We start from the raw sequence: 21,402 nt of genomic DNA, 5'->3' as shown, positions 1-21,402 counted from the left end.
GAGTTTCTGTATGCGTCGCCCTCTGCTGTTGGTCCTGGGTCTTGCGGCCTGCACGCCGGCCTGGGCCAAGAAGGTCGATCTGGATTACCAGGTGCGATTGCTGCCATCGACCAGCCAGGCCGAGGTGCGCCTGACCCTGGCTGACGGCAGCGCGGTGCGCAGCCTGGACTTCGACCTGGGCAAGGCGGGCGCCTACAGCGAGTTTCACGCCGACGGCCAATGGCAGCAGCAGGGCGAGCGCGGGGTATGGCGCCCGGCGCCAGGCAAGACCAGCCTCAGCTACCGTGTGCAACTCGACCAGAAACCCCACGGCGGCGCCTATGAAAGCCGCATCACACCGCACTGGGCAGTGTTTCGTGGCGATCAGCTGGTGCCCCCGGCGCGCCTCGACCAGCAGGACGGCACCGAGCTGGTCGCACGCCTGGCTTTTGAATTGCCGGCGGGCTGGAAGAGTGTAGAAACCGCCTGGCCGCGCATCGGCAAGCAGAAGTTCCGTATCGATAACGTCTCGCGGCTGTTCGACCGTCCCACCGGTTGGATGCTGGCTGGCAACCTCGGCAGCCGTCGGGCGCGCCTGGGCGAAACCGACGTGACCGTGGCGGCGCCGCAAGGGCAGGGCATGCGCCGCATGGATACCCTGACGTTACTGACGTTCGTCTGGCCGCAGGTGCAGGCGGTATTCCCACGTAATCCGCCCAAGCTGTTACTGGTCGGCGCGCGCGATGAGATGTGGCGCGGCGTGCTGACCGGACGTAATTCGCTGTTCCTGCACAGTAACCGGCCGTTGATCGGTGACAGCGGCAATAGTCCGCTGCTACGCGAACTGGTGCAGGTGTTCGCGCAGATCAATGACCGCGATGGCAGCGACTGGATCGGTGAGAGCCTGACCGATTACTATGCCAACGAATTGCTGCGTCGGGCTGGAGGCGTCAGTGATGACCGCTATCAGGCCTGGCAGGCGCGCCTGCAAAAGCTAGGCAGTAAAGTCACCCGCCTGCGCGGCAACCAGGCCGACCCTGGTCAGGTCGCGCGGGGCGTGCAGCTGTTGCAGGCGCTGGACCGCGAGATCCGCCTGCACACCCAGAACAAGCGCTCGCTGGATGATGTCGCGCGGGCGCTGATGCGCGTGCCGAGCGTCAACACCGAAGAGTTCATCCAGCTCAGCGAAAGCGTGCTGGGGCGCCAATCAGAAGTGCTGCAAAGCAAGCTCCTGCGCTGACGCCTTTCTCTCAAAACCTGCGCTAAACCTGTGGGAGCGGGCTTGCCCCGCGATGGCGATCACCGGCCCGACGCTGCAGTTAAATTTTCGCCGCAGGATCCGTCCCAGTCACCGTCACCCCGCGCGTCGCCGCCTCGGCACTGGCCCTGAGCACCTCAAGCTCTGCCGCGCTGCGCTGAATGTCGCCACGCAGGCGCTGATACTCCTGGCGATGGCTCAACCACCAGGCCTTGGTCGAGCAGTGCCCGCTGATCCCGCGTGCCAGTGCCAACCCTCCAACCGCCACCTGCAACAGGCCGATCAGGCCGCCATGGCGCAGGCCTTTGCCGATCATCAATGCACCACCCGCCAGCGAACTGGCGCGTTCCAGGCCGTGGACGTTGTGCTCTTTGCTTACTGTGGGGGAATGGATATCGAGCATGACGAACTCTCCGTTGCAAGTGTAAGCAGCTGACCCTGCTGGTTACAGGCGCGTTCATTTCGATTGCTGGACGGCGGTTGCGCTGCGCTGGTTGATCCCTGCTTCGACAGGTAACGCCAGCCGGCGATTGTGCTTCACAATGTCCGGTCTGAATACTTTTCTGTCGGGTTTGGCAATGCATCATTGAGCGCGCCAACTCGGTCGCTCAAAATCCTTGCAGGCCACCAAATACGTGCCCTGCGCAGATCGAGCCATTCATCCAAAAGGCTGTAGACAAATTGTCTAACAGCGCCCTATAGTCGTTATACAAATAGTAGACACAGCGCTATGACAACAAAGAAGGCCGCCATGAAAGCCACCAGCATCGTCCAGCCGATCAGCAACGAGGTGCCCCAGGACCGCAAGGCCGTCCTGGCCCAAGCGCTGCGTCGGCGCATCCTCAGCATGGAGCTGGCGCCTGGTGCGGTGGTGGATGAACTGGCCCTGTGCGACGAATTCGGCCTGTCGCGTCCGCCGGTTCGCGAGCTGCTGCGCCAGATTGCCGCCGAAGGCTACATCGAGCTGGAAGCCAACCGTGCGCCACGGGTAGCGGCGATGAACCACGAGTCGCTGCACAGCTTCTACCTGGCCGCGCCGCTGATCTACGTCGCCACCACCCAGCTGGCCGCCAGCTACGCCAGCGCCGCCGAGATCGAAGTGCTCAAGGGCATCCAGGCCCAGTTCCGCCAGGCGATCGAACAGCGAGACGTGGAAAACCGGGTGCTCTACAACGATGCCTTCCACCTGGAAATCGGCAAGATGGCGCACAACGATTACCTGATGCCCAGCCTGCGGCGGATCCTTATCGACCACACTCGCCTGGGCAAGATTTTCTACCGCCACCCGACCACCGATGACATGCAGCGCGATCTGGAACTTGCCTGCGCGCAGCACGAGCAGATCATCGAGGCGATCGAGCGGCGCGATCCTGAAACCGCAGGCCGCGTGGTGCGTGCGCACATGGAATTGTCGCGCCGACGCATGGCTGAGTACGCCGCACCCCAGGGACTGGATGTGCCGATCGAAATGTAGAGATTGAAGTCACCGCCCGTAGCGGTGAATGCACGACCACAACACACCAGGTCCATGAAATGACAAGAATAACTTCGCTGCCTGCCGATGACGCCTCCTGTGGCTGGTTCCACCTGAGCAAGCCCCGTCAGCCCCGGCCCGCCCACAGTGGCCAGAGCAAAGCCCGCTGGGTGGTGGTCGGCGCCGGTTTCACCGGCCTTGCTGCCGCGCGGCAACTGGCAGCGAACTTTCCCGATGACCAGATCGTGCTGATCGAGGCCCAGCAGGTCGGCTTTGGCACCTCCGGGCGCAATGCCGGCTTTGCCATCGACCTGCCGCATGACATCGGCGCCGAGGACTACATTGGCGACATCGGCATCGCCAAGACCATTCTCAAGCTCAATCTGGGCGGCCAGTCTTACCTCAAGGCGCTGGTCGAGCGCTATGCCATCGACTGCCAGTTCAAACACTGCGGCAAATACCAGGCGGCTGTCGAGGATCGCGGCATCGCCGTGCTGGAAGCCTATCGCCGGGGGCTGGACAAGCTCGATCAACCTTACCAGATGATCGATGGGCGCGATTTGCCCGAGCACATCGGCACCGATTTCTACCGCAAGGGCCTGTTCACCCCAGGCACTGCGCTGATCCAGCCGGCGGCATTGGTCAAAGGTCTGGCCGACAACCTGCCGAGCAACGTTGCGCTGTACGAGAACACCCCAATCCTTGATGTCGAATATGGCGACAAGGTGCTCTTGCGCCATGCCAATGGCTCGATCATCGCCGACAACCTGGTGCTGACCACCAACGCCTTTGGCATGAGCTTTGGCTTTCTCAAAGGGCGCATGCTGCCGGTGTTCACCTATGCCAGCATCACCCGTCCGCTGAGCGAGGACGAACAGGCGCGCCTGGGCGGCAAGCCCTACTGGGGCGTGATTCCGGCGGACCCATTCGGCACCACCTTGCGCCGCACGGTCGACAACCGCCTGCTGATTCGCAACAGCTTCAGCTACAACCCCGATGGGCGCAGCAATGGCAAATACCTGCAACGGTTCGTCGAGCGTCACCGCGCGTCGTTCGCCCGGCGTTTCCCGATGTTGCCCGAGGTCGACTTTGACTATACCTGGGGCGGTGCATTGGCCCTGTCGCGTAATCACATGGGCTTCTTCGGCAAGTTGGCGCCGAATGTATTTGCTGCGCTGTGCTGCAATGGTCTTGGTGTTACCCGCGGTACGGTGACCGGCAAACTCTTGGCCGATTGGCTGGCGGGCCAAAGCAATGAGTTGATCGACTTCTTGCTGAATGCTCCAGGGCCCTCTGCCAATCCACCGCAGCCCTTGGTATCGCTGGGCTTGAACCTGAATCTGATGTGGGGGCAATACCGCGCCGGAAAAGAAAGCTGAGCCATCGATAAGTTAACGATTCACGTGCAATTGGCTGGGGCTTAGTTACCCGGCACGGGCGCCCTTTGCCCAGACAAAGATGATCGAGGCGGGTAGTCGATCGAACGAGGCTGAAGGCAGTTTTCAGTGTCGCGCACGCGCTCGCCTTGAATAAGTGCACTACAGAAGTGGTAGGAACAATAATGACAAGTCCGAATATTTCCGTTGAAGATGTACCGCTCAATCGCTTTCACCAGTTGCTGACCGTGCGCTCCGGCGGTGGCTCGTTCGTCGATGGCTATGTACTGAGCATTATTGGCGTGGCCCTGGTGCAGATGTCCGCCGGCTTGAACCTGAGCAGTTTCTGGCAAGGCATGATCGCTGCGTCGGCGCTGATCGGGATCTTCTTTGGTGGCTTTTTCGGCGGTTGGCTGACCGACCGCTTTGGCCGCAAACGGGTGTTCTTCGTGGGCCCGGTGCTGTTCATGCTGGCCTCGCTCAGCCAGTTCTGGGTCGAGTCGGCGCTGGTGCTGTTCTTGCTGCGCTTTGCCATCGGCATCGCGGTGGGCATCGAGTACCCGGTGGCGACCTCGCTGCTGGTGGAGTTCTTGCCCAAGAAGAACCGCGGCCCGCGCCTGGCTACCCTGACCATTCTCTGGTTTGCCGGGGCGGCGTTCGCCTATGTCATCGGCGATCTGCTTTTGCGCAACGGCGGCGAGGAGTCCTGGCGCCTGGTGCTGGCCAGCCCGGTGGTGATCGGCGCGCTGCTGTTCGTGCTACGCATGGGCACCCCGGAATCGCCACGCTGGCTGCTGAGCAAAGGCCGTGCGGCCGAGGCTGAGGCGGTGATCAAGCAGGTCTACGGCATTGATTTCTCCCTGCGCAACCTGCCTGAAGAGCCCAAGCAGAAGAAACTGTCGTTGCTCAGCCTGCTGCACTCGGGCTACGGCAAACGCATGCTGTTCGTGGCGATGTTCTGGACCTGTTCGGTCATCCCGGTGTTCGCCGTGTATGCCTTCGCGCCCAAGGTGCTGGCCGCGCTCAACCTCAAGGGCGACTGGGCTTCGTTCGGTTCGGTGGCGATCACGTTCCTGTTCGTGGTTGGCTGCATCATCGCCACCCGCCTGATCAACGGCATGGGCCGGCGGCGCATGCTGATCAACAGCTTTGCCTGCTCGGGCATGGCGCTGCTGGGCCTGGCGGCATTCCACGCCGGCTCCGAGCTGCTGATCCTCGGCTTGTTTGGCGCCTACGCGCTGTTCATCGGCGGCGCGCAGGTGCTGCAGCTGGTGTATCCGAACGAGCTGTTCCCCACTGAAATTCGTGCAGGCGCGGTCGGCGTGGGCACCTCGCTGTCGCGGGTCGGCGCTGCCATCGGCACCTGGCTGGTGCCGATGGCGCTGGATAGCTACGGCATCGCTTTCACCATGTACGCCGCGGCCATCGTCACCTTCATTGGCCTGGCGTTCTCTGTCGCGCTGGCGCCGGAAACCCGTTCGCTGAACCTGCAGCAAGCTGCATCGCTGGGCTGAATCACCACCACGGCGTGGCGCTGATCGGGCGCTGCGGCCTGAACAAAACTGATCGTTGCATTGGAGAACTCACCGTGAAATTCGAAGGCATCTATACCCCGGCAATCACTCCGCTGGCCGCGGACGGCTCGATCGACAAGGCGGCGTTCGCCGACGTTCTTGAGTACCTGGTCGACTCAAAGATTCATGGCGTCATCATCGGCGGTTCCACCGGCGAGTACTACGCGCATACCTCCCAGGAGCGCATCGAGCTGGCCGCCCAGGCCAAGGACGTGCTCAACGGCCGCCTGCCGCTGATCGTCGGCACCGGTGGCATCCGCACCGAAGACGCGGTGGCCTTTGCCAAGCACGCCAAAGAGATCAAGGCTGATGCGTTGTTGGTCGGCACGCCGCCGTACGCCCTGCCGACTCAGCAGGAGATCGCTCAACACGTCAAAGCCGTTGACGCAGCTGCCGGCCTGCCGATCATGCTCTACAACTACCCAGGCCGCATGAGCGTGAGCATGGGCGAGGAATTCTTCGATGCCGTGGCGGATGTGAAGAACATCGTCGCCATCAAGGAAAGCTCCGGTGACATGGGCCAGCTGCACCGCCTGGCCATCCAGCGCCCGAACATCCAGCTGTCGTGCGGCTGGGACGACCAGGCCCTGGAGTTCTTCGCTTGGGGCGCCCAGAGCTGGGTGTGCGCCGGCTCCAACTTCATCCCGCGCGAGCACGTGGCCCTGTATGAGGCGTGCGTGATCGACAAGGACTTCGACAAAGGCCGGCGCATCATGGGCGCGATGATGCCGCTGATGGACTTCCTCGAAGGTGGCAAGTTCGTCCAGTCGATCAAGTACGGCGTGGCCCTGAACGGCCTGAGCACCGGTGGCGTGCGCAAGCCGCTGTCCGAGCTGGACGCTGCCGAGAAGCAAGCGCTTGAGCGCGTCGTGAACGAACTCAAGCGCAACATCGCACAGATCACCGGGGGAGCCTGACCATGGCCCAATTGCTGAGCAAGGACCAATACGCGGCCATCGCCGCCGACCTGCAACTGCGTACCCAGGCGTTCATCGACGGTGAGTTCCGTGATGCCATCTCGGGCCGCACCTTCGTCACCACCAACCCGGCCACCGGCAAGCAGCTGGCCGAAGTCGCCGCCTGCGACGTGCAGGACGTGGATGTCGCCGTGGCGGCCGCCAAGCGCGTGTTCGAAGACGGTTCTTGGTCCAAGCTGCAACCGGGTGAGCGCAAGCACATCCTGCTCAAGTTCGCCCAGCTGCTAGAAGACCACAGTCACGAGCTGGCGGTACTGGAAGCGCTGGACAGCGGCAAGCCGGTCAGCGAGTGCCAGAACGTCGATGTTCCAGAAACCATCCACACCATCCGTTGGCACGCCGAGCTGATCGACAAGATCTACGACAACACCGCGCCGACCGGCAACGCCGCCGTGACCATGGTGGTGCGCGAGGCGATTGGCGTGGTCGGCCTGGTGCTGCCGTGGAACTTCCCGCTGCTGATGCTGGCCTGGAAGATCGCCCCGTCACTGGCCGCCGGTTGTTCGATCGTGGTCAAGCCGGCCAAGGAAACCACCCTCAGCGCCCTGCGGGTGGCCGAGCTCGCCCATCAGGCGGGTGTCCCGGCCGGGGTGTTCAACCTGGTGCCTGGGGGTGGCCGTGAAGTAGGCGAGGCCATTGGCCGGCACATGGACATCCCCATGGTCAGCTTCACCGGCTCCACCGACACCGGCCGCTTGTTCCTCAAGTACGCGGCCGAGTCCAACCTCAAGCGCATCGTCCTCGAGCTGGGTGGCAAGAACCCGGCTGTGGTGATGAACGACTGCGAAGACTTGGATGAAGTGGCCCAGTTCGTCACCGCCGGTGCGTTCTGGAACATGGGCGAGAACTGCTCGGCGTCGTCGCGGCTGATCGTGCACAAGGACGTCAAGGATCAACTGCTGAGCTTGATTGCCAAGCACCTGAAGGAATGGAAACTCGGCGATCCCCTCGACCCGGACAACCGCCTCGGGGCGATGGTCAGCAAGTCGCACTTCGACAAGGTCAAGTCCTACCTGGAGTACGCCGCCGAGCACAAGCTCAACGTGGTGCAGGGTGGCCAGACCGAGCAGGGTGTGTTCGTGCAGCCGACCATCGTCGATGGCGTGGCGCGCGATAGCCGCCTGTTCGTCGAGGAGATCTTCGGGCCCGTGCTGAGCGTTACCTCGTTCGAGACCATCGAGCAGGCCATCGAGCTGGCTAACGACACCATCTACGGCCTGGCGGCTTCGGCCTACACCGGCAGCCTGCGCAATGCCCTGCGCCTGTCGCGGGAGATTCGCGCGGGCGTGGTCACGGTCAACTGCTTCGGCGAAGGCGATGCGTCGACGCCGTTCGGTGGTTACAAGGAGTCCGGCTTTGGTGGGCGCGACAAGTCGATCTGGGCGCATGACCAGTACACCGAGCTCAAGACCATCTGGATCAACGCGGCGTAAACCGTGCATTTTGGGGCCGCTTTGCGGCGGTTCGGCGCCCCGACAAGCCCGCTCCCACAGGTACAGCGCCGTTCTGAAGATGAGCGCTATCCCTGTGGGAGCGGGCTTGCCCGCGAAGAGGCCGGATCAGACACAACCTAGACACACAACCTACAGACACATCCCGCTTCACAGCGAATAAGCAGCACGGCTCGGCAATGAGCTAGACAAGGCTGCGGCGCTGACGGCCACCGGGACACCGGTGGCCACACATTCCCTGAAACCAAGAAAAACCCGTGCACAGGTCCACTGGGGAGTGGCTGCGTGCGCACCTAAAATCTTTTGTGAGTCGACTGCCATGATCGTTTCCCAAGCCAGCGCGCTTGCGCCTGCGCTATCCCATCGCAACGCCCTGATCGTTGCCCATATCGCCGCCGTGCTGTTCGGTCTGACCGGCATTCTCGGCGCCCTGATCCATGCTGACGCCACGGTTATTACCGCCGGCCGCGCGGTGTTCGCCGTGCTGGCCCTGGGGTTGGTGGCGCTGGTGCAGCGCAAGGCCCTGTTCCGTGGCCTAAGTGGGCGCAAGTTCGCCGTGATGCTGTTCACCGGTGCCATGTTGGCAGCGCACTGGGTGACATTCTTCATTGCCATCAAGGTCGGCGGGGTAGCGGTGGCGACCCTGGGCTTTGCCAGCTTCCCGGCGTTCATCGCGCTGCTCGACCTGCTGGTGTTTCGCGAACGTCTGCACCTGCGTGAAGCTTTGCTGCTGGGCTTGGTGACGCTGGGGTTGGTGCTGGTGGTGCCGTCGTTCGACCTGCTGGACCAGGGCACGCTGGGGCTGCTCTGGGGCTTGGCCTCGGGTCTGTCGTTCGCCTTGCTGGCAATCGCCAATCGGCGTGCCGCGCGGGGCATGGATGCGCTGCAGGTGGCGTTCTGGCAGAACCTGACGGTGGCCGTGCTGGTAGCGCCGTTTGCGCTGAACCAGTTGATGGTGCAGGGCTTGCAGGTCGCGGATTGGGTCTACCTGGCGCTGCTCGGGGTGTTTTGCACGGGATTGGCGCAGTTCTTGTTCGTCAAGAGCCTGGAAGGGCTGCAGGCGCGTAGCGCGGGGATGATCATTGCCCTGGAGCCGGTGTATGCGATTGCCTGTGCCTGGGTGCTGTTCGCCGAGCAGCCGTCGCTGCGGATGCTGGCGGGGGCGGCGCTGGTGATCGTGGCGACGGTGCTGTCGGCCTGGAGCAAACCTGCCAGTGAGCGTCTGGCTTGAGATTTTGCGGCCGCTTCGCGGCCCATCGCAGGCTGTCGCCAGTTCCCACGAGGGGCACAATTGCCCATGGGTGGACTGCCCCCAACCCATCCAGCTTTCAGGCGGCAGTCCACTGCGTGGGAGCGGGCTTGCCCCGCGATGAGGCCAGCCCTGCCTACTTGAATTTGGGCCCGGAGCGCGTATTGAGCCCCTTGGCCAAGCGGTCATACAGCACCACATTGACCGTCGCCGCCAAGTTCATGCAGCCCTCGGTTGGGATATAGATGGTCTCTTCACACCACGCCCGCACGCTCTCGTCGAGCGTGCCGTCTTCAGGCCCGAAGATGTAGATGGCGCGATCCGGGTGGGTGTACTCAGGCAGCGGCCGAGCACCTTCGACCAGCTCCACCGCCACCGGCGTGCAGCCCAGGGGAATGATGCGCTGCAGGTCATCGATTCCGATCAGCGGAATGTCGTAGTGCACCCGCTTGGTATCGGTGACGAAATCGCGCGCGCGCTCATAGCGCTTGCCGGTGTAGAACACTGAGTTGACGCCGTAGCAACCCGCTGCGCGCATCACCGAGCCGACGTTCTCCGGGGACTTGGGATTGAACAGGCCGATGCAGCTGTACCGTTTGTTTGCCACGTGCCGGGGCCCTTCGCAAAAAAAACGCGATTATACGGGCTTGCCGGCAGTGATGGGGATCAGTCTTTCTTCAGCAAACCGGCCAACCCGGCGAACGGATTGTGAGTGGCCTTGGCGATGCTCGGCGTGCTGGTCGAGCCTTCGCTGAAGTACTGCTGGTCGGTATAGCGCGAGTGCTCGTTGTCGTGGCAATACAGGCACAACAGTTCCCAGTTCGAGCCATCCTGGGGGTTGTTGTCGTGGTTATGGTCACGATGGTGCACGGTCAGCTCCGACAGGCGTTTGCCGGAGAACTCACGGGCGCAGCGGCCGCAGACATGGGGATACATCTTCAGGGCCTTGTCGCGGTAGCCCATTTCCTTGTCGCGCTTGGCGTCGGCAAGGATGCGGTCGAGGCGGGCGGTGGCCGATAGGGTGGAACTCATGGTGTTACCTTTATTGTATTCAAGCGAATGACGGTTATAGCCTTGAGTCTAGCGCGCCTGCAGGCCACGCGGACAGGCAAAAACCTGCAGATGGGCGTAGCCTGTAGAAAGATTCCCGACAGGAGGTTGCAGATGTTGCATGCGATCCTCGCCGCATTGATCGTGGTTGCCGCGCCCTTGGCGCACGCCGCTGGCCAGCAGCCCCGGATCACCACGCCGGTTCCTGGCGCACCGGGCACCGCCACGCCCACGCCCTATCCACAGATCACCCCGAGCGCACCGCCCAAGGCCTACGACCGCCAGCCCGGTGCACCGCTGTTGCCGCCGATGCCCGTGCCTGGGCCGCCCCGCGATCAGCCGCTGCCGGGCCTTTCGCAAGAGCCGCCGCGACCACCGGCCAAGGACGATTAGACCTGGGCCAGGCGCTGACCGTCTTGCATGCGCAAGCGCTTCGATAGCGCCACAGCCAGTGCGCGGATGATCCGCGCAGCGATGCGTGGCGCTTCGTTGAGCATCTTTTCCAGCGAGTCCTTGCCCAGGGTCAGCAGTTGGCAGTCGCTGGCCGCCACGCAACTGGCCGAGCGGCGCTCACCGTCGAGCACGGCCATTTCGCCAAACGCGCCGCGGCGCAGCACGGCGATTTCCACCGCCTGGCCGCTGCCATCGGTCTTGCGCACCGAGACTTGGCCGCGGTGCAGGATACACATGAAGGTACCGGCGTCGCCTTCCTGGAAAATCGTCTCGCCGGCAGTCATATGGGCCAGGCTGAAGTAGCCGGCCACGGCGTGGAAGTCGGTCGGTTGCAGGGCGTCGAACAGGCCGCAGTCCATGAGCATGTCGCGGATTTCGGCGTTGAGCTGGGAGGCGTCTGGCATGTGTTGTTCTTCTGTCTTGGACGGTGGATCGTTGGCTGGCGTCTTTCAAGCGCAGTTTTTGTCGCCAGTGCTGGCCTCTTCGCGGGCAAGCCCGCTCCCACAGGGATCGTGCAGACCCCTATCAATTGTGTGATCGACTCGGCCCATGTGGGAGCGGGCTTGCCCGCGAAGAGGCCAGCACTGGCGAGGCAAAGCCCGCGGACAAATCCACCCTAAGACAACAAAAAAACCGATTTACACCACGCCCAGCTCATTGAAGACGAACGCATACTCCAACGCCACGTCCTTGAGGCCTTGGTACCGGCCGCTCATGCCGCCGTGACCCGCGCCCATCTCGGTCTTGAGTAGCAGCAGGTTGTCGTCGGTCTTGCGCGTGCGCAGGCGCGCGACCCACTTGGCTGCTTCCCAGTACTGCACGCGGCTGTCGTTGTAACCGGCCACTACCAGCATGGCAGGGTAGGCCTGGGCCTTGACGTTCTCGTATGGCGCATAAGCCTTGATCCGTGCGTAAACCTCCGGCTCCTCGGGGTTGCCCCACTCGTCGTACTCGGTCACGGTCAGCGGCAGCTCGGGGTCGAGCATGGTGTTGAGCACGTCGACGAACGGCACTTCGGCAATCGCGCAACGGAAGAGATCCGGACGCTGGTTGAGTACCGCGCCAATCAGCAGGCCGCCGGCGCTGCCGCCGCTGATCGCCAGGCGTTCGCGGCCGGTGACGCCCTCGGCGATCAGGTGTTCGGCGCAGGCGATGAAGTCATCGAAGCTGTTCTGCTTGTGTTGCTGCTTGCCAGCCCGGTACCAGGCCTCGCCCAGCTCGCCGCCGCCACGCACATGGGCGATGGCGAAAGCCACGCCGCGTTCGAGCAAGCTCAGCCGGGCGTGGGAGAACCATGGATCGAGGCTTTCGCCATAGGCGCCATAGCCGTACAGATAGAGCGGCACTGTCTTGTCCAGATCCTCGCGGCGGCGGACCAGGCTGATCGGCACCTGCGTGCCATCCTTGGCGGTCGCCCACAGGCGCTGGCTGACATAGGCGTCGGCATCGAACGCGCCAAGCACTGGCGTCTCTTTGAGCACCTGCTGAGCACCGCTGGCCAGCTCCAGTTGGCGCACCTGGGCCGGGCGGTTGAGCGCTTCGTAACGCAGGCGAATGCGGCTGCTGGAAAACTCCAGGCTGTCTTGCACATACAGGCTGTAGGCCGCATCCGGCAGCTCCACGCGGTATGTCGGCAAACCTTGCGGGCGCACTTCGATGACCGGCAGGCCACCTTCGCGCAGGCTCAGTGCCAGCGCGCTGGCATTGAGGCTCAGGCCTTCGAGCATGATCGTCTCGCGGTGCGCCACCAGCACCTGCCACTGCGCGCGGCCCGGCACCTGCTCGGCAGGGGCGTGGAACAGGGCGAAGTTGATCCCGTCCTGGTTGCTGCGGATGAACCAGCGCCACTGGCCATCGAGCTGGCCGTGATCGGGGTAGTACTCGTGATTTTCCTCACGTGGCGCCAGGCAGGTGAAGTCGGCCTGTGGGGTGCTGGCGTCGAGCACCCAGGCCTCGCTGGTGGTCTTGCTGTTGAGCAGCAGGATCAGCTGGCGCTCGGAGCTGGCGCGGTAGCAGTGCAGGAAGAACCGTCCATCGGCTTCCTCGAACACGGTCTGCGCGTCAGCCTCGCCCAAGGTAAAGCGGCGCAGTCGCCAAGGGCGATGGGTGTCGTCCAGTTCGGCGAAGAACAGCGTCTGGCTGTCGTTGGCCCAGGTCATGCTGCCGTCGCAGTCTTCGAAGGGCAGGGTGGTGATGCTGCCGCTGGCCAGGTCCTTGACGTACAGGGTGTAGGTTTCTTCGCCGTTGGTGTCGAGGCTGTAGGCCAGCAGGCGGTGGTCGGGGCTGACATTGAACGCGCCCAGCGCCAGGAAGCCGCCAGCGGCCAGGGCGTTGGGGTCGAGCAGCAATTGTTCGCGGCTTTCATCGACCGTGTTGGAGTCGTCGGCCGGACGCGGGCAGCGGTAGTGGCGCGGGTATTCGTCGCCGGCGGTGGTGCGTGTGTAGTACAGCCAAGGGCCCCAGGGCGAGGGCAACGACAGGTCGGTTTCCTTGATGCGGCCCTTGATCTCTTCGAACAGTTGCTCGCGCAACGGCGCCTGGTCGGCCAGGCAGGTTTCCTGGTAGGCGTTTTCGGCGTGCAGGTAGGCCAGCACCTCGGGGGTGTCGCGCTCTTGCAGCCAGGCGTAGGGGTCGGCGCCTGTGGCCTGATGGGCTATTGGAGCTTTAGCGGCGGTAGCGGTGGCTGGCATGAATGATCTCTTGGTGTGCTGTTACGGGCTTTGCCGGCCCTATCGCCGGGCAAGCCCGCTCCCACGCTGGCAGTGTTCTATCAAACAGCACGTGGGAGCGGGCTTGCCCCGCGATAGGGGCGCCTAGGCCCAAATGTGTTTATCATAGGCGTCTCTTTGCCTGGCTTGCACGAACACCATGACCGAGAACGACTATACCCTCGCCTGGGGCCTCTATGCCGTGGCCGCCCTGGGCTGCCTGCTGGTGGGCTTCAAACTCACCGGCTGGATGTGGCGTTGGCTGCGCGAACCGCTGCGGGTGATCATCGCGGTGCTGCTGCTGACCCCAACGATCGTCGATCCGGTCAAGGAAAGCTTCGCCCCGGCCATCGCCATCAGTGCCTTGGATATCGCCTTCAAGGTCGGTAACAACGCTTGGCGCGCCGCCTCGGACCTGGCCATGTACGGCATGATCGCCTTTGCCCTGTATCTGCTCTTCGTGCTGATCCGCTGGCCGCTGGAAAAACGCGCCCGCGAGCGCCGCGAGCAGGCCGAAGCCGCCGCCCAGCGCCAGGTCAACGAAGATGACCAGGTGCTGGTCGAGGCGTCGGTTGCCGCCGATCGCAATGACCGTTATCGCAACGACCCGCCGCCAGCGGCCCCTGGCCGCGGCCGGGTCGAGCCCCGTCTGTAAAGGAAGCCGCGCATATGTGCGAACTGCTGGGCATGAGTGCCAACGTCCCCACTGACATTGTCTTCAGCTTCTCCGGGCTGATGCAGCGCGGCGGCCGCACCGGTCCGCACCGCGATGGCTGGGGCATCGGTTTCTATGAAGGGCGCGGCCTGCGTCTGTTCCAGGACCCGGCAGCGAGCAGCGAATCGGAAGTGGCCAAGCTGGTCCAGCGCTATCCGATCAAGAGCGAGGTGGTCATCGGCCATATTCGCCAGGCCAACGTCGGCAAGGTCTGCCTGTCCAATACCCACCCGTTCGTGCGCGAACTGTGGGGGCACAACTGGTGTTTCGCGCACAACGGCCAACTGGCTGATTTCAGCGGACAGAAAACCTTCTATCGGCCCGTTGGCGACACCGACAGCGAAGCGGCCTTCTGCGACCTGCTCAACCGCGTGCGTAGCGCCTTCCCGGAGCCGGTCAAGGTCGAGCAACTGTTGCCCGTGTTGGTCGAGGCCTGCGCCGAGTACCGTGGCAAGGGCGTGTTCAATGGCTTGCTGAGCAACGGCGACTGGCTGTTCTGCTTCTGTTCGACCAAGCTGGCGCACATTACCCGTCGCGCACCGTTTGGCCCGGCCAGGCTCAAGGATGTCGACATGATCGTCGACTTCCAGGCAGAAACCACTCCCAATGACGTGGTCACGGTGATTACCACCGAGGCCCTGACCGAAAACGAAACCTGGCACCGTTATGAGCCCGGCCAATGGGCGCTGTGGCGCCATGGCGAGTGCATCGCCCACGGGCAAAGCTAAGGACGCTGCATGTTCAGAAGTTACCTGCGGTTGCTGCTGTTCACCTTCGGCCTGTTGGCCGGTATTCAGGTCCCGGGCGTGGTCAAGGACTACAGCCAGCGGGTCGAGGCGCATGTACTGGAGTCGCGCGAGGCGCTGTCGGGCTTCCAGGAGACCGCCGAGCGCTTCTTCAAAGGCGATTTGCAGGCGCTGGTGCGCCACTATCGCAGCAGTGACGATCCAGTGTTTCTCAGCGACGCCAACAGCATCGAGAGCCTGCTGATCCGCAATCAGTTGCTCGAACGCGAGTGGCAGGCGTTGCAAGGGTCGTGGTTGAGCCGTAGCTGGCATGTGCTGGTGCAGGCCGATCCACAGCTGCGCGATGAAACCCTCAAAGGCTACAGCTACCAGATTCTGCTGGTGCCAGAGGCGATTGGCTGGGGCCTGGGGGCGGGGTTCTTGCTGGCCTTGGTGGTCGAGAGTGTGTTGCTGCTGGTCGGCTGGGTGATTCTTGGCGGGCGGCGCAAAGCGGTCAAGGAGAGCTGGCGCTAAGTTTGGCGGCGCCTTTGCCAGCTTTATCGCGGGGCAAGCCCGCTCCCACGCAGTGCAAGAAGACGCGTGGGAGCGGGCTTGCCCCGCGATGAGGCCGGCAAATCTACTTGGACAGATATTTCATCGCATCCTCCAACCCCTGCAAGGTCAGCGGATACATCTTGTCTTCGACCAGGTCGCGGATCAGGTGGGTCGAAGCGGTGTAGTCCCAGGTCTGCTTGGGGTACGGGTTGATCCAGACGATCTTCTTGAATTTCTCCTTGAAGCGCTGCATCCACACATAGCCGGCTTCCTCGTTCCAGTGTTCGACACTGCCGCCAGGCTGGGTGATCTCGTAAGGCGCCATGGCCGCATCGCCAACGAACACCACCTTGTAGTCATCGCCGTACTTGTGCAGCAGGTCGAAGGTGGCAAAACGCTCTGACGTGCGGCGCAGGTTGTTTTTCCACACCGACTCGTACACGCAGTTGTGGAAGTAGTAGTACTCCAGGTGCTTGAACTCGGTCTTGCAGGCCGAGAACAGCTCTTCGCAAACCCGCACATGGGCGTCCATCGAGCCGCCGATGTCGAACAGCAGCAGCAACTTCACCGTGTTGCGCCGCTCTGGGCGCATCTGGATGTTCAGCAGCCCGGCATCGCGGGCGGTGTGGTCGATGGTGCCATCGATGTCCAGCTCTTCAGCCGCACCTTGGCGGGCGAACTTGCGCAGCCGGCGCAGGGCCAGCTTGATGTTGCGCGTGCCCAGTTCGACCTGATCGTCGAGGTTCTTGTACTCGCGCTGGTCCCAGACCTTGACCGCCTTGCCCTGGCGTTTGCCGGCCTCGCCGACCCGGATGCCTTCAGGGTTGAAGCCACCTGAGCCAAACGGGCTGGTGCCGCCGGTGCCGATCCACTTGTTGCCGCCGGCGTGGCGTTCTTTCTGCTCTTCGAGGCGTTTCTTGAACTCCTCTATCAGCTTGTCCAGGCCACCGAGCGTTTGGATCTGCGCGCGCTCCTCATCGCTGAGCGAACGCTCGAACTCCTTGCGCAGCCAGTCTTCGGGGATCAGCGCTTCCAGGTGTCGGTCGAGGTTCTCCAGGCCCTTGAAGTAGGCGCCGAAGGCCCGGTCGAACTTGTCGAAGTGCCGCTCGTCCTTGACCAGAATCGCTCGGGCGAGGTAGTAGAACTCGTCCATGTCGGCGAACACCACTCGCTGCTGCAGGGCCGCGAGCAGGTCGAGCAGTTCGCGCACCGAGACCGGCACCTTGGCCGCGCGCATTTCGTTGAACAGGTTGAGCAGCATGACCGGCTCCTGTCAGCGATTGCCGCGTCGGCTCATGAACGCCAGGCGCTCGAGCAGTTGCACGTCCTGCTCGTTCTTGACCAGGGCGCCGGCCAGCGGCGGGATGGCCTTGGTCGGATCGCGCTCGCGCAACACCGCTTCGCCGATATTGTCGGCCATCAGCAGCTTGAGCCAGTCGACCAGCTCGGAGGTGGAGGGCTTCTTCTTCAGGCCCGGCACCTTGCGCACATCGAAGAACACATCCAGCGCCTCGCTGACCAGCGACTGCTTGATGTTCGGGTAGTGCACATCGACGATCTTCTGCAGGGTATCGCGGTCGGGGAAGGCGATGTAGTGGAAGAAGCAGCGGCGCAGGAACGCGTCGGGCAGCTCTTTTTCGTTGTTCGAGGTAATGATGATGATCGGCCGCTGCTTGGCCTTGATGGTCTCGTCGATTTCGTAGACGTAGAACTCCATCTTGTCGAGCTCTTGCAGCAGATCGTTGGGGAACTCGATGTCGGCCTTGTCGATCTCGTCGATCAGCAGGATCACCCGCTCTTCAGACTCGAACGCCTCCCACAGCTTGCCCTTCTTCAGGTAGTTGCGCACATCGTGGACCTTGTCCACGCCCAGCTGCGAGTCGCGCAGACGGCTCACTGCGTCGTACTCGTAGAGGCCCTGGTGGGCCTTGGTGGTCGACTTGATGTGCCAGGTGATCAGCTTGGCGCCGAAGGATGCCGCCAGTTGCTCGGCGAGCATGGTCTTGCCGGTGCCCGGCTCGCCTTTGACCAGCAGTGGGCGTTCCAGGGTAACCGCCGCGTTGACCGCCAGTTTCAGGTCGTCTGTGGCGACGTAGTCGCGGGTGCCTTCGAACTTCATCAACCTATCCTCTGTGCGGGTGTCAGTGGCGGCCTCATCGCGGGGCAAGCCCGCTCCCACGCATTCTGTGTGTAGCGCGGCGTGGGAGCGGGCGTGCCCTGCGATAGGGGCGGCCCAGACAACATTGTCTATGTGTGTCAGCGACTATACCCCGGCCCTAGGCACGTGCAAACGCAGACCGGGTATTCAGTCCCTGAATGGCCCGTCACGCAGGCTCAGTCGGAATCAGGCGCAGGTTGCTCATATCGTGCATTGAACGCCTGCACGAAACCGTTACGCAGAATCTGCAAAAAGGCCTCAAACCCGCTGATGTCCTGCTGATGGACACTGCCGCTGAGTTCCACGCGGGTGGCGAACTGGTTTTTCGGCTGGTTTTTCAGCACGGTTTCCGAGGCGCCGACCAGCGCCTCCCAGATCGAACGGAAGAAACCCTTGTCCTTGTTCTCGACATCCTGCTGCCAATTGAACACATCCACATCGCGCAGCAGCGGCTTGATATAGCCATTGAGCCGACCCTTCTCGGCCTGGGCCTCGATCACCACATCGCCGTGGCCGGCGTTGAAGTCGAACTTGCCATAGGCGCTGGCGAAATCGTTGAGTCGGCGCAGCTGGATGCCCGTAGCACGCAGGCGGAACTCAAAGTCGTCGAAGTCGCTGAACGGATCGAAGGTCGCCCGGCTTTGCACCTTGGCGTCACCAAGCAATAGCGCAGAACCTTCGAAGCTGGCATCACGCCGACCTTTGTCGTCGCGCACATTGGTCAGGTTGCGGATACTCGCTTGCAATCGAGTGGCCTTGAGCTCGACGGGCGGCTTGGAGTTGTAATTGCGAAAGGTCAGCGTGCCATTGTCGATGCGCACTTCATTGAGGGTGATCGGCAGCAGCTTTTCCAGCTGCTGACGCCAGTCGGTGCCACGACCGGTCTGCGAATTCTGCTTGTTGCCGCCGTCGACGAAGTTCAGCTCTGGGCGGACGAACACCACTTCGGCCACCACGGCCCGGTCGTACCACAACGCGTGCCAACTCACCGACAGGTCGATCAACGGCGCATCGACAAACGGCACTGGCACTTTGCCGGTGGTCTTGACGATCTTCAGCCCATTGATCTGGTAGGCCCCTCGCCACCAGGCCAGGTCGACATCGGTGATCTGGCCACGGTACTCGCCCATGTCGGCGAGCTTGTCGTTGAGGTAGTCGCGCACCAGGTAGGGCAGCGCCAGGTGCAGCGCCACCAGCAGCACGACCAGGCTGGCCAGGCCGACCAGCGGCCAGCGATAACGCGCTTTCATCGAAGGCTCTCCAATCGAGGATGTCCGGTTGACCGCAGGCCCGTCGCGGGAGTTCGAACGGGCTTTACGCTCCCGCCGGGCAGGCTTACCCTTGAAGCTTTCCCCGCTCGGTTAAGGACCCTGCCATGAGCCGTATCTACGCAGACAACGCCCATTCCATCGGCAACACGCCGCTGGTGCAGATCAACCGTATCGCCCCGCGCGGGGTGACCATCCTGGCCAAGATCGAAGGGCGCAACCCTGGCTACTCGGTCAAGTGCCGGATCGGCGCCAACATGGTCTGGGACGCCGAAACCAGCGGCAAGCTCAAGCCGGGCATGACCATTGTCGAGCCGACCTCGGGCAACACTGGTATCGGCCTGGCCTTCGTCGCCGCCGCCCGCGGCTACAAGCTGCTGCTGACCATGCCCGCCTCGATGAGCCTGGAACGGCGCAAGGTGCTCAAGGCTTTGGGCGCCGAGCTGGTGCTGACCGAGCCTGCCAAAGGCATGAAGGGCGCGATCGAGAAGGCCAACGAAATCGTCGCCTCCGACCCTGCCAAGTACTACCAGCCGGGCCAGTTCGACAACCCGGCCAACCCGGCGATCCACGAAAAGACCACCGGCCCGGAGATCTGGAACGACACCGATGGCGCGGTCGACGTGTTGGTCGCAGGCGTCGGCACCGGCGGCACCATCACCGGCGTGTCGCGCTATATCAAGAACACCCAAGGCAAGCCGATCCTGTCGGTTGCCGTCGAGCCTATCGCCTCGCCGCTGATCAGCCAGACCCTGGCCGGCGAAGAGCTCAAGCCCAGCCCGCACAAGATCCAGGGCATCGGCGCAGGCTTCGTGCCGAAGAACCTTGACCTGTCGCTGGTCGACCAGGTTGAGACGGTCAGCGACGAAGAGTCCAAGGCCATGGCGCTGCGCCTGATGCAGGAAGAGGGCATCCTCTGCGGGATTTCCTGCGGCGCGGCGATGGCCGCGGCGGTGCGCCTGGCCGAGAAGCCGGAGATGCAGGGCAAGACCATCGTGGTGATCCTGCCTGATTCGGGTGAGCGCTACTTGTCGAGCATGCTCTTCGCCGATCTGTTCACCGAGCAGGAAAACCAGCAGTAAGCCTTCAGTCAGTGCCAGCCTCTTCGCGGGCAAGCCCGCTCCTACACGTACCGCGCAGTTCGGTAGGAGCTGGCTTGCCTGCGATGGGCTGCATAGCAGTCGCCAATGAGCGATTGCCTGACCCGGCGCAATAGCCAGCCACGGCCTTTATTACAAAATCTTCAACATTGCTATCCGACCCAAGTTGTTTTTACCCGCGTCGGATGGGTTTATGATGTCCGGCTATCTGGAAGCGATGGCCTGATTTCCTATTCCAAGGAGTGTTGCATGACCTTTTCCTTTGTCGCCAAGGCGGGTGTTCTGCTGGTGTTCTTCGGCAGCGTGCTGTTCGTGCACCTGCGCGGCAAGGCCCGGCTGCCGGTGCTACGCCAATTCGTCAACCATTCGGCGTTGTTCGCTCCCTACAACAGCCTGATGTACCTGTTCTCCGGCGTGCCGTCCAAACCCTACCTGGACCGTCAGCGCTTCCCTGAGCTCGATGTGCTCAAGGACAACTGGCAAGTGATCCGCGAAGAGGCCATGCGCCTGTTCGACGAGGGTTACATTCGCGCCGCCGAAAAAGACAACGACGCAGGCTTTGGCTCGTTCTTCAAGAAAGGCTGGAAGCGGTTTTACCTGAAGTGGTACGACAAACCGCTGCCTTCGGCGCAAGCCCTGTGCCCCAAGACCGTCGAGTTGGTCAGCAGCATTCCCAACGTCAAGGGCGCGATGTTCGCCCTGCTGCCCGGCGGCAGCCACCTCAATCCACACCGCGACCCGTTCGCCGGTTCGCTGCGCTACCACCTGGGCTTGTCCACGCCTAACTCGGACAACTGCCGCATCTACGTCGACGGCCAGCCGTATGCCTGGCGCGACGGTGAAGACGTGATGTTCGACGAGACCTTCGTGCACTGGGTGAAGAACGAAACCGAGGTGACTCGGGTGATCCTGTTCTGCGACGTCGAGCGCCCGCTCAACAGCCCGCTGATGACCCGCATCAACCGTAAGGTCAGCGCCTTCCTCGGCCGCGCCACCGCGCCGCAGAACACCGATGACGAGCGGGTTGGCGGCATCAACCAGGCGTACGCCTGGAGCAAGCGCTTCAGCAACAAGATCAGCACCCGGGTCAAGCAGTTCAAACGCGCCAATCCCAAGGCTTATCGAGTACTGCGGCCGGTGTTGGCAGTGGTGGTCGCTTACCTGCTGTATCGCTGGTTGTTCTGAGCCCAGCATCGCCGGGCCAAGCCCTGTGGGAGATTCTATGGTTATGGGCAAGCCAATTTCATAGCTCTGGTGATGTATTCGCCCTGATTTTTCATCAGGGCGAAAGCCACGCGGGCAAGCTTTCGAGCCAAGATGACCAAGGCTTGG

Annotated in this window: 21 protein-coding genes and 1 pseudogene; 13 read left to right on the top strand and 9 right to left on the bottom strand. The window is 62.9% G+C overall.

Annotated features, from left to right (window positions below; genetic code table 11):
- Positions 1-10: 10 nt before the first annotated feature.
- Complete coding sequence (locus AAZU54_RS24005) at positions 11-1,219, top strand: hypothetical protein (protein WP_186555298.1); 1,209 nt, start codon at positions 11-13, stop codon at positions 1,217-1,219.
- 79 nt (positions 1,220-1,298) lie between these two features.
- On the opposite strand, the gene AAZU54_RS24000 is transcribed toward AAZU54_RS24005, so the two are convergent.
- The gene (locus AAZU54_RS24000; protein ID WP_186555297.1) at positions 1,299-1,640 is read right to left on the bottom strand and encodes a YgaP family membrane protein; all 342 of its coding nucleotides are present in this window, start codon (positions 1,638-1,640) and stop codon (positions 1,299-1,301) included.
- A gap of 348 nt (positions 1,641-1,988) precedes the next feature.
- Between AAZU54_RS24000 and AAZU54_RS23995 the strand changes: the two genes are divergently transcribed.
- The 6 genes from AAZU54_RS23995 (at position 1,989) to AAZU54_RS23970 (ending at position 9,320) form a co-directional block, all read left to right on the top strand.
- On the top strand, positions 1,989-2,711 hold the full coding sequence (locus tag AAZU54_RS23995) for a GntR family transcriptional regulator (protein WP_186555296.1): 723 nt from the start codon (positions 1,989-1,991) through the stop codon (positions 2,709-2,711).
- A 59-nt stretch (positions 2,712-2,770) separates the two neighbouring features.
- On the top strand, positions 2,771-4,090 hold the full coding sequence (locus AAZU54_RS23990; protein ID WP_312152376.1) for an NAD(P)/FAD-dependent oxidoreductase: 1,320 nt from the start codon (positions 2,771-2,773) through the stop codon (positions 4,088-4,090).
- A gap of 182 nt (positions 4,091-4,272) precedes the next feature.
- The gene (locus tag AAZU54_RS23985; protein ID WP_434727749.1) at positions 4,273-5,601 is read left to right on the top strand and encodes an MFS transporter; all 1,329 of its coding nucleotides are present in this window, start codon (positions 4,273-4,275) and stop codon (positions 5,599-5,601) included.
- Between the two features lie 74 nt (positions 5,602-5,675).
- On the top strand, positions 5,676-6,578 hold the full coding sequence (locus AAZU54_RS23980; RefSeq protein ID WP_186555293.1) for a dihydrodipicolinate synthase family protein: 903 nt from the start codon (positions 5,676-5,678) through the stop codon (positions 6,576-6,578).
- Between the two features lie 2 nt (positions 6,579-6,580).
- Positions 6,581-8,071: an aldehyde dehydrogenase gene (locus AAZU54_RS23975; RefSeq protein WP_312152379.1), complete on the top strand. Its 1,491-nt coding sequence runs from the start codon at positions 6,581-6,583 to the stop codon at positions 8,069-8,071.
- A gap of 337 nt (positions 8,072-8,408) precedes the next feature.
- Positions 8,409-9,320, top strand: coding sequence for a DMT family transporter (locus AAZU54_RS23970; RefSeq protein ID WP_434727748.1), 912 nt, complete (start codon positions 8,409-8,411; stop codon positions 9,318-9,320).
- A 154-nt stretch (positions 9,321-9,474) separates the two neighbouring features.
- Here AAZU54_RS23970 and AAZU54_RS23965 read toward each other — a convergent pair whose 3' ends face one another.
- Complete coding sequence (locus AAZU54_RS23965; protein WP_186555290.1) at positions 9,475-9,945, bottom strand: RNA methyltransferase; 471 nt, start codon at positions 9,943-9,945, stop codon at positions 9,475-9,477.
- A gap of 59 nt (positions 9,946-10,004) precedes the next feature.
- Positions 10,005-10,370 carry a YajD family HNH nuclease gene (locus tag AAZU54_RS23960; RefSeq protein ID WP_186555289.1) on the bottom strand — a complete coding sequence of 122 codons (366 nt, stop codon included), beginning with the start codon at positions 10,368-10,370 and terminating at the stop codon, positions 10,005-10,007.
- 132 nt (positions 10,371-10,502) lie between these two features.
- Here AAZU54_RS23960 and AAZU54_RS23955 point away from each other — a divergent pair, with 132 nt between their 5' ends.
- Positions 10,503-10,781, top strand: a complete 279-nt coding sequence (locus tag AAZU54_RS23955; RefSeq protein ID WP_186555288.1) for a hypothetical protein — start codon at positions 10,503-10,505, stop codon at positions 10,779-10,781.
- Here AAZU54_RS23955 and AAZU54_RS23950 read toward each other — a convergent pair.
- Positions 10,778-11,245: a cyclic nucleotide-binding domain-containing protein gene (locus AAZU54_RS23950; RefSeq protein ID WP_186555287.1), complete on the bottom strand. Its 468-nt coding sequence runs from the start codon at positions 11,243-11,245 to the stop codon at positions 10,778-10,780. The two genes, AAZU54_RS23955 and AAZU54_RS23950, sit on opposite strands and share 4 nt — an antisense overlap.
- Positions 11,246-11,479: 234 nt before the next feature.
- Positions 11,480-13,531, bottom strand: a complete 2,052-nt coding sequence (locus tag AAZU54_RS23945; RefSeq protein ID WP_392467791.1) for a S9 family peptidase — start codon at positions 13,529-13,531, stop codon at positions 11,480-11,482.
- 178 nt (positions 13,532-13,709) lie between these two features.
- Between AAZU54_RS23945 and AAZU54_RS23940 the strand changes: the two genes are divergently transcribed.
- The 3 genes from AAZU54_RS23940 to AAZU54_RS23930 are packed head-to-tail and all read left to right on the top strand — an operon-like array spanning position 13,710 to position 15,523.
- On the top strand, positions 13,710-14,204 hold the full coding sequence (locus tag AAZU54_RS23940) for an MFS transporter (protein WP_186557474.1): 495 nt from the start codon (positions 13,710-13,712) through the stop codon (positions 14,202-14,204).
- A gap of 14 nt (positions 14,205-14,218) precedes the next feature.
- Positions 14,219-14,992, top strand: coding sequence for a class II glutamine amidotransferase (locus tag AAZU54_RS23935; RefSeq protein WP_186557473.1), 774 nt, complete (start codon positions 14,219-14,221; stop codon positions 14,990-14,992).
- A 9-nt stretch (positions 14,993-15,001) separates the two neighbouring features.
- Complete coding sequence (locus AAZU54_RS23930) at positions 15,002-15,523, top strand: DUF2937 family protein (protein WP_186557472.1); 522 nt, start codon at positions 15,002-15,004, stop codon at positions 15,521-15,523.
- 103 nt (positions 15,524-15,626) lie between these two features.
- On the opposite strand, the gene AAZU54_RS23925 is transcribed toward AAZU54_RS23930, so the two are convergent.
- The 3 genes from AAZU54_RS23925 to AAZU54_RS23915 form a co-directional block, all read right to left on the bottom strand.
- Positions 15,627-16,805: a vWA domain-containing protein gene (locus tag AAZU54_RS23925; RefSeq protein ID WP_186557471.1), complete on the bottom strand. Its 1,179-nt coding sequence runs from the start codon at positions 16,803-16,805 to the stop codon at positions 15,627-15,629.
- A gap of 12 nt (positions 16,806-16,817) precedes the next feature.
- Positions 16,818-17,663, bottom strand: a complete 846-nt coding sequence (locus AAZU54_RS23920; protein ID WP_186557470.1) for an AAA family ATPase — start codon at positions 17,661-17,663, stop codon at positions 16,818-16,820.
- A 215-nt stretch (positions 17,664-17,878) separates the two neighbouring features.
- Positions 17,879-18,952, bottom strand: a complete 1,074-nt coding sequence (locus AAZU54_RS23915; RefSeq protein ID WP_434727747.1) for a DUF748 domain-containing protein — start codon at positions 18,950-18,952, stop codon at positions 17,879-17,881.
- A gap of 125 nt (positions 18,953-19,077) precedes the next feature.
- Here AAZU54_RS23915 and cysK point away from each other — a divergent pair, with 125 nt between their 5' ends.
- Together cysK and AAZU54_RS23905 are read left to right on the top strand one after the other, a co-directional pair.
- Positions 19,078-20,052, top strand: a complete 975-nt coding sequence (gene cysK / locus AAZU54_RS23910; protein ID WP_186557468.1) for a cysteine synthase A — start codon at positions 19,078-19,080, stop codon at positions 20,050-20,052.
- A gap of 267 nt (positions 20,053-20,319) precedes the next feature.
- On the top strand, positions 20,320-21,255 hold the full coding sequence (locus AAZU54_RS23905) for an aspartyl/asparaginyl beta-hydroxylase domain-containing protein (protein WP_186557467.1): 936 nt from the start codon (positions 20,320-20,322) through the stop codon (positions 21,253-21,255).
- Positions 21,256-21,296: 41 nt separating this feature from the next.
- Here AAZU54_RS23905 and AAZU54_RS23900 read toward each other — a convergent pair.
- Positions 21,297-21,402, bottom strand: a pseudogene (locus tag AAZU54_RS23900) (IS110 family transposase); the annotation flags it as partial.

Source organism: Pseudomonas sp. Je.1.5.c, assembly GCF_051129895.1.
Taxonomy (GTDB): Bacteria; Pseudomonadota; Gammaproteobacteria; order Pseudomonadales; family Pseudomonadaceae; genus Aquipseudomonas; species Aquipseudomonas urmiensis.
Note: the sequence above shows the minus strand (reverse complement) of the source record. Positions and strands in the feature narration are given on the sequence as shown.

Bases quoted from the DNA above. Each gene is read 5' to 3' on its own strand.
- AAZU54_RS23975 (WP_312152379.1), top strand. From the start codon at position 6,581: ATGGCCCAATTGCTGAGCAAGGACCAATACGCGGCCATCGCCGCCGAC.
- AAZU54_RS23915 (WP_434727747.1), bottom strand. From the start codon at position 18,952: ATGAAAGCGCGTTATCGCTGGCCGCTGGTCGGCCTGGCCAGCCTGGTC.
- AAZU54_RS23960 (WP_186555289.1), bottom strand. From the start codon at position 10,370: ATGAGTTCCACCCTATCGGCCACCGCCCGCCTCGACCGCATCCTTGCC.
- AAZU54_RS23905 (WP_186557467.1), top strand. From the start codon at position 20,320: ATGACCTTTTCCTTTGTCGCCAAGGCGGGTGTTCTGCTGGTGTTCTTC.
- AAZU54_RS23950 (WP_186555287.1), bottom strand. From the start codon at position 11,245: ATGCCAGACGCCTCCCAGCTCAACGCCGAAATCCGCGACATGCTCATG.
- AAZU54_RS23985 (WP_434727749.1), top strand. From the start codon at position 4,273: ATGACAAGTCCGAATATTTCCGTTGAAGATGTACCGCTCAATCGCTTT.
- AAZU54_RS23945 (WP_392467791.1), bottom strand. From the start codon at position 13,531: ATGCCAGCCACCGCTACCGCCGCTAAAGCTCCAATAGCCCATCAGGCC.
- AAZU54_RS23955 (WP_186555288.1), top strand. From the start codon at position 10,503: ATGTTGCATGCGATCCTCGCCGCATTGATCGTGGTTGCCGCGCCCTTG.
- AAZU54_RS24000 (WP_186555297.1), bottom strand. From the start codon at position 1,640: ATGCTCGATATCCATTCCCCCACAGTAAGCAAAGAGCACAACGTCCAC.
- AAZU54_RS23940 (WP_186557474.1), top strand. From the start codon at position 13,710: ATGACCGAGAACGACTATACCCTCGCCTGGGGCCTCTATGCCGTGGCC.
- AAZU54_RS23935 (WP_186557473.1), top strand. From the start codon at position 14,219: ATGTGCGAACTGCTGGGCATGAGTGCCAACGTCCCCACTGACATTGTC.
- cysK (WP_186557468.1), top strand. From the start codon at position 19,078: ATGAGCCGTATCTACGCAGACAACGCCCATTCCATCGGCAACACGCCG.
- AAZU54_RS23925 (WP_186557471.1), bottom strand. From the start codon at position 16,805: ATGCTGCTCAACCTGTTCAACGAAATGCGCGCGGCCAAGGTGCCGGTC.
- AAZU54_RS23995 (WP_186555296.1), top strand. From the start codon at position 1,989: ATGAAAGCCACCAGCATCGTCCAGCCGATCAGCAACGAGGTGCCCCAG.
- AAZU54_RS23990 (WP_312152376.1), top strand. From the start codon at position 2,771: ATGACAAGAATAACTTCGCTGCCTGCCGATGACGCCTCCTGTGGCTGG.
- AAZU54_RS23930 (WP_186557472.1), top strand. From the start codon at position 15,002: ATGTTCAGAAGTTACCTGCGGTTGCTGCTGTTCACCTTCGGCCTGTTG.
- AAZU54_RS23920 (WP_186557470.1), bottom strand. From the start codon at position 17,663: ATGAAGTTCGAAGGCACCCGCGACTACGTCGCCACAGACGACCTGAAA.
- AAZU54_RS23970 (WP_434727748.1), top strand. From the start codon at position 8,409: ATGATCGTTTCCCAAGCCAGCGCGCTTGCGCCTGCGCTATCCCATCGC.
- AAZU54_RS24005 (WP_186555298.1), top strand. From the start codon at position 11: ATGCGTCGCCCTCTGCTGTTGGTCCTGGGTCTTGCGGCCTGCACGCCG.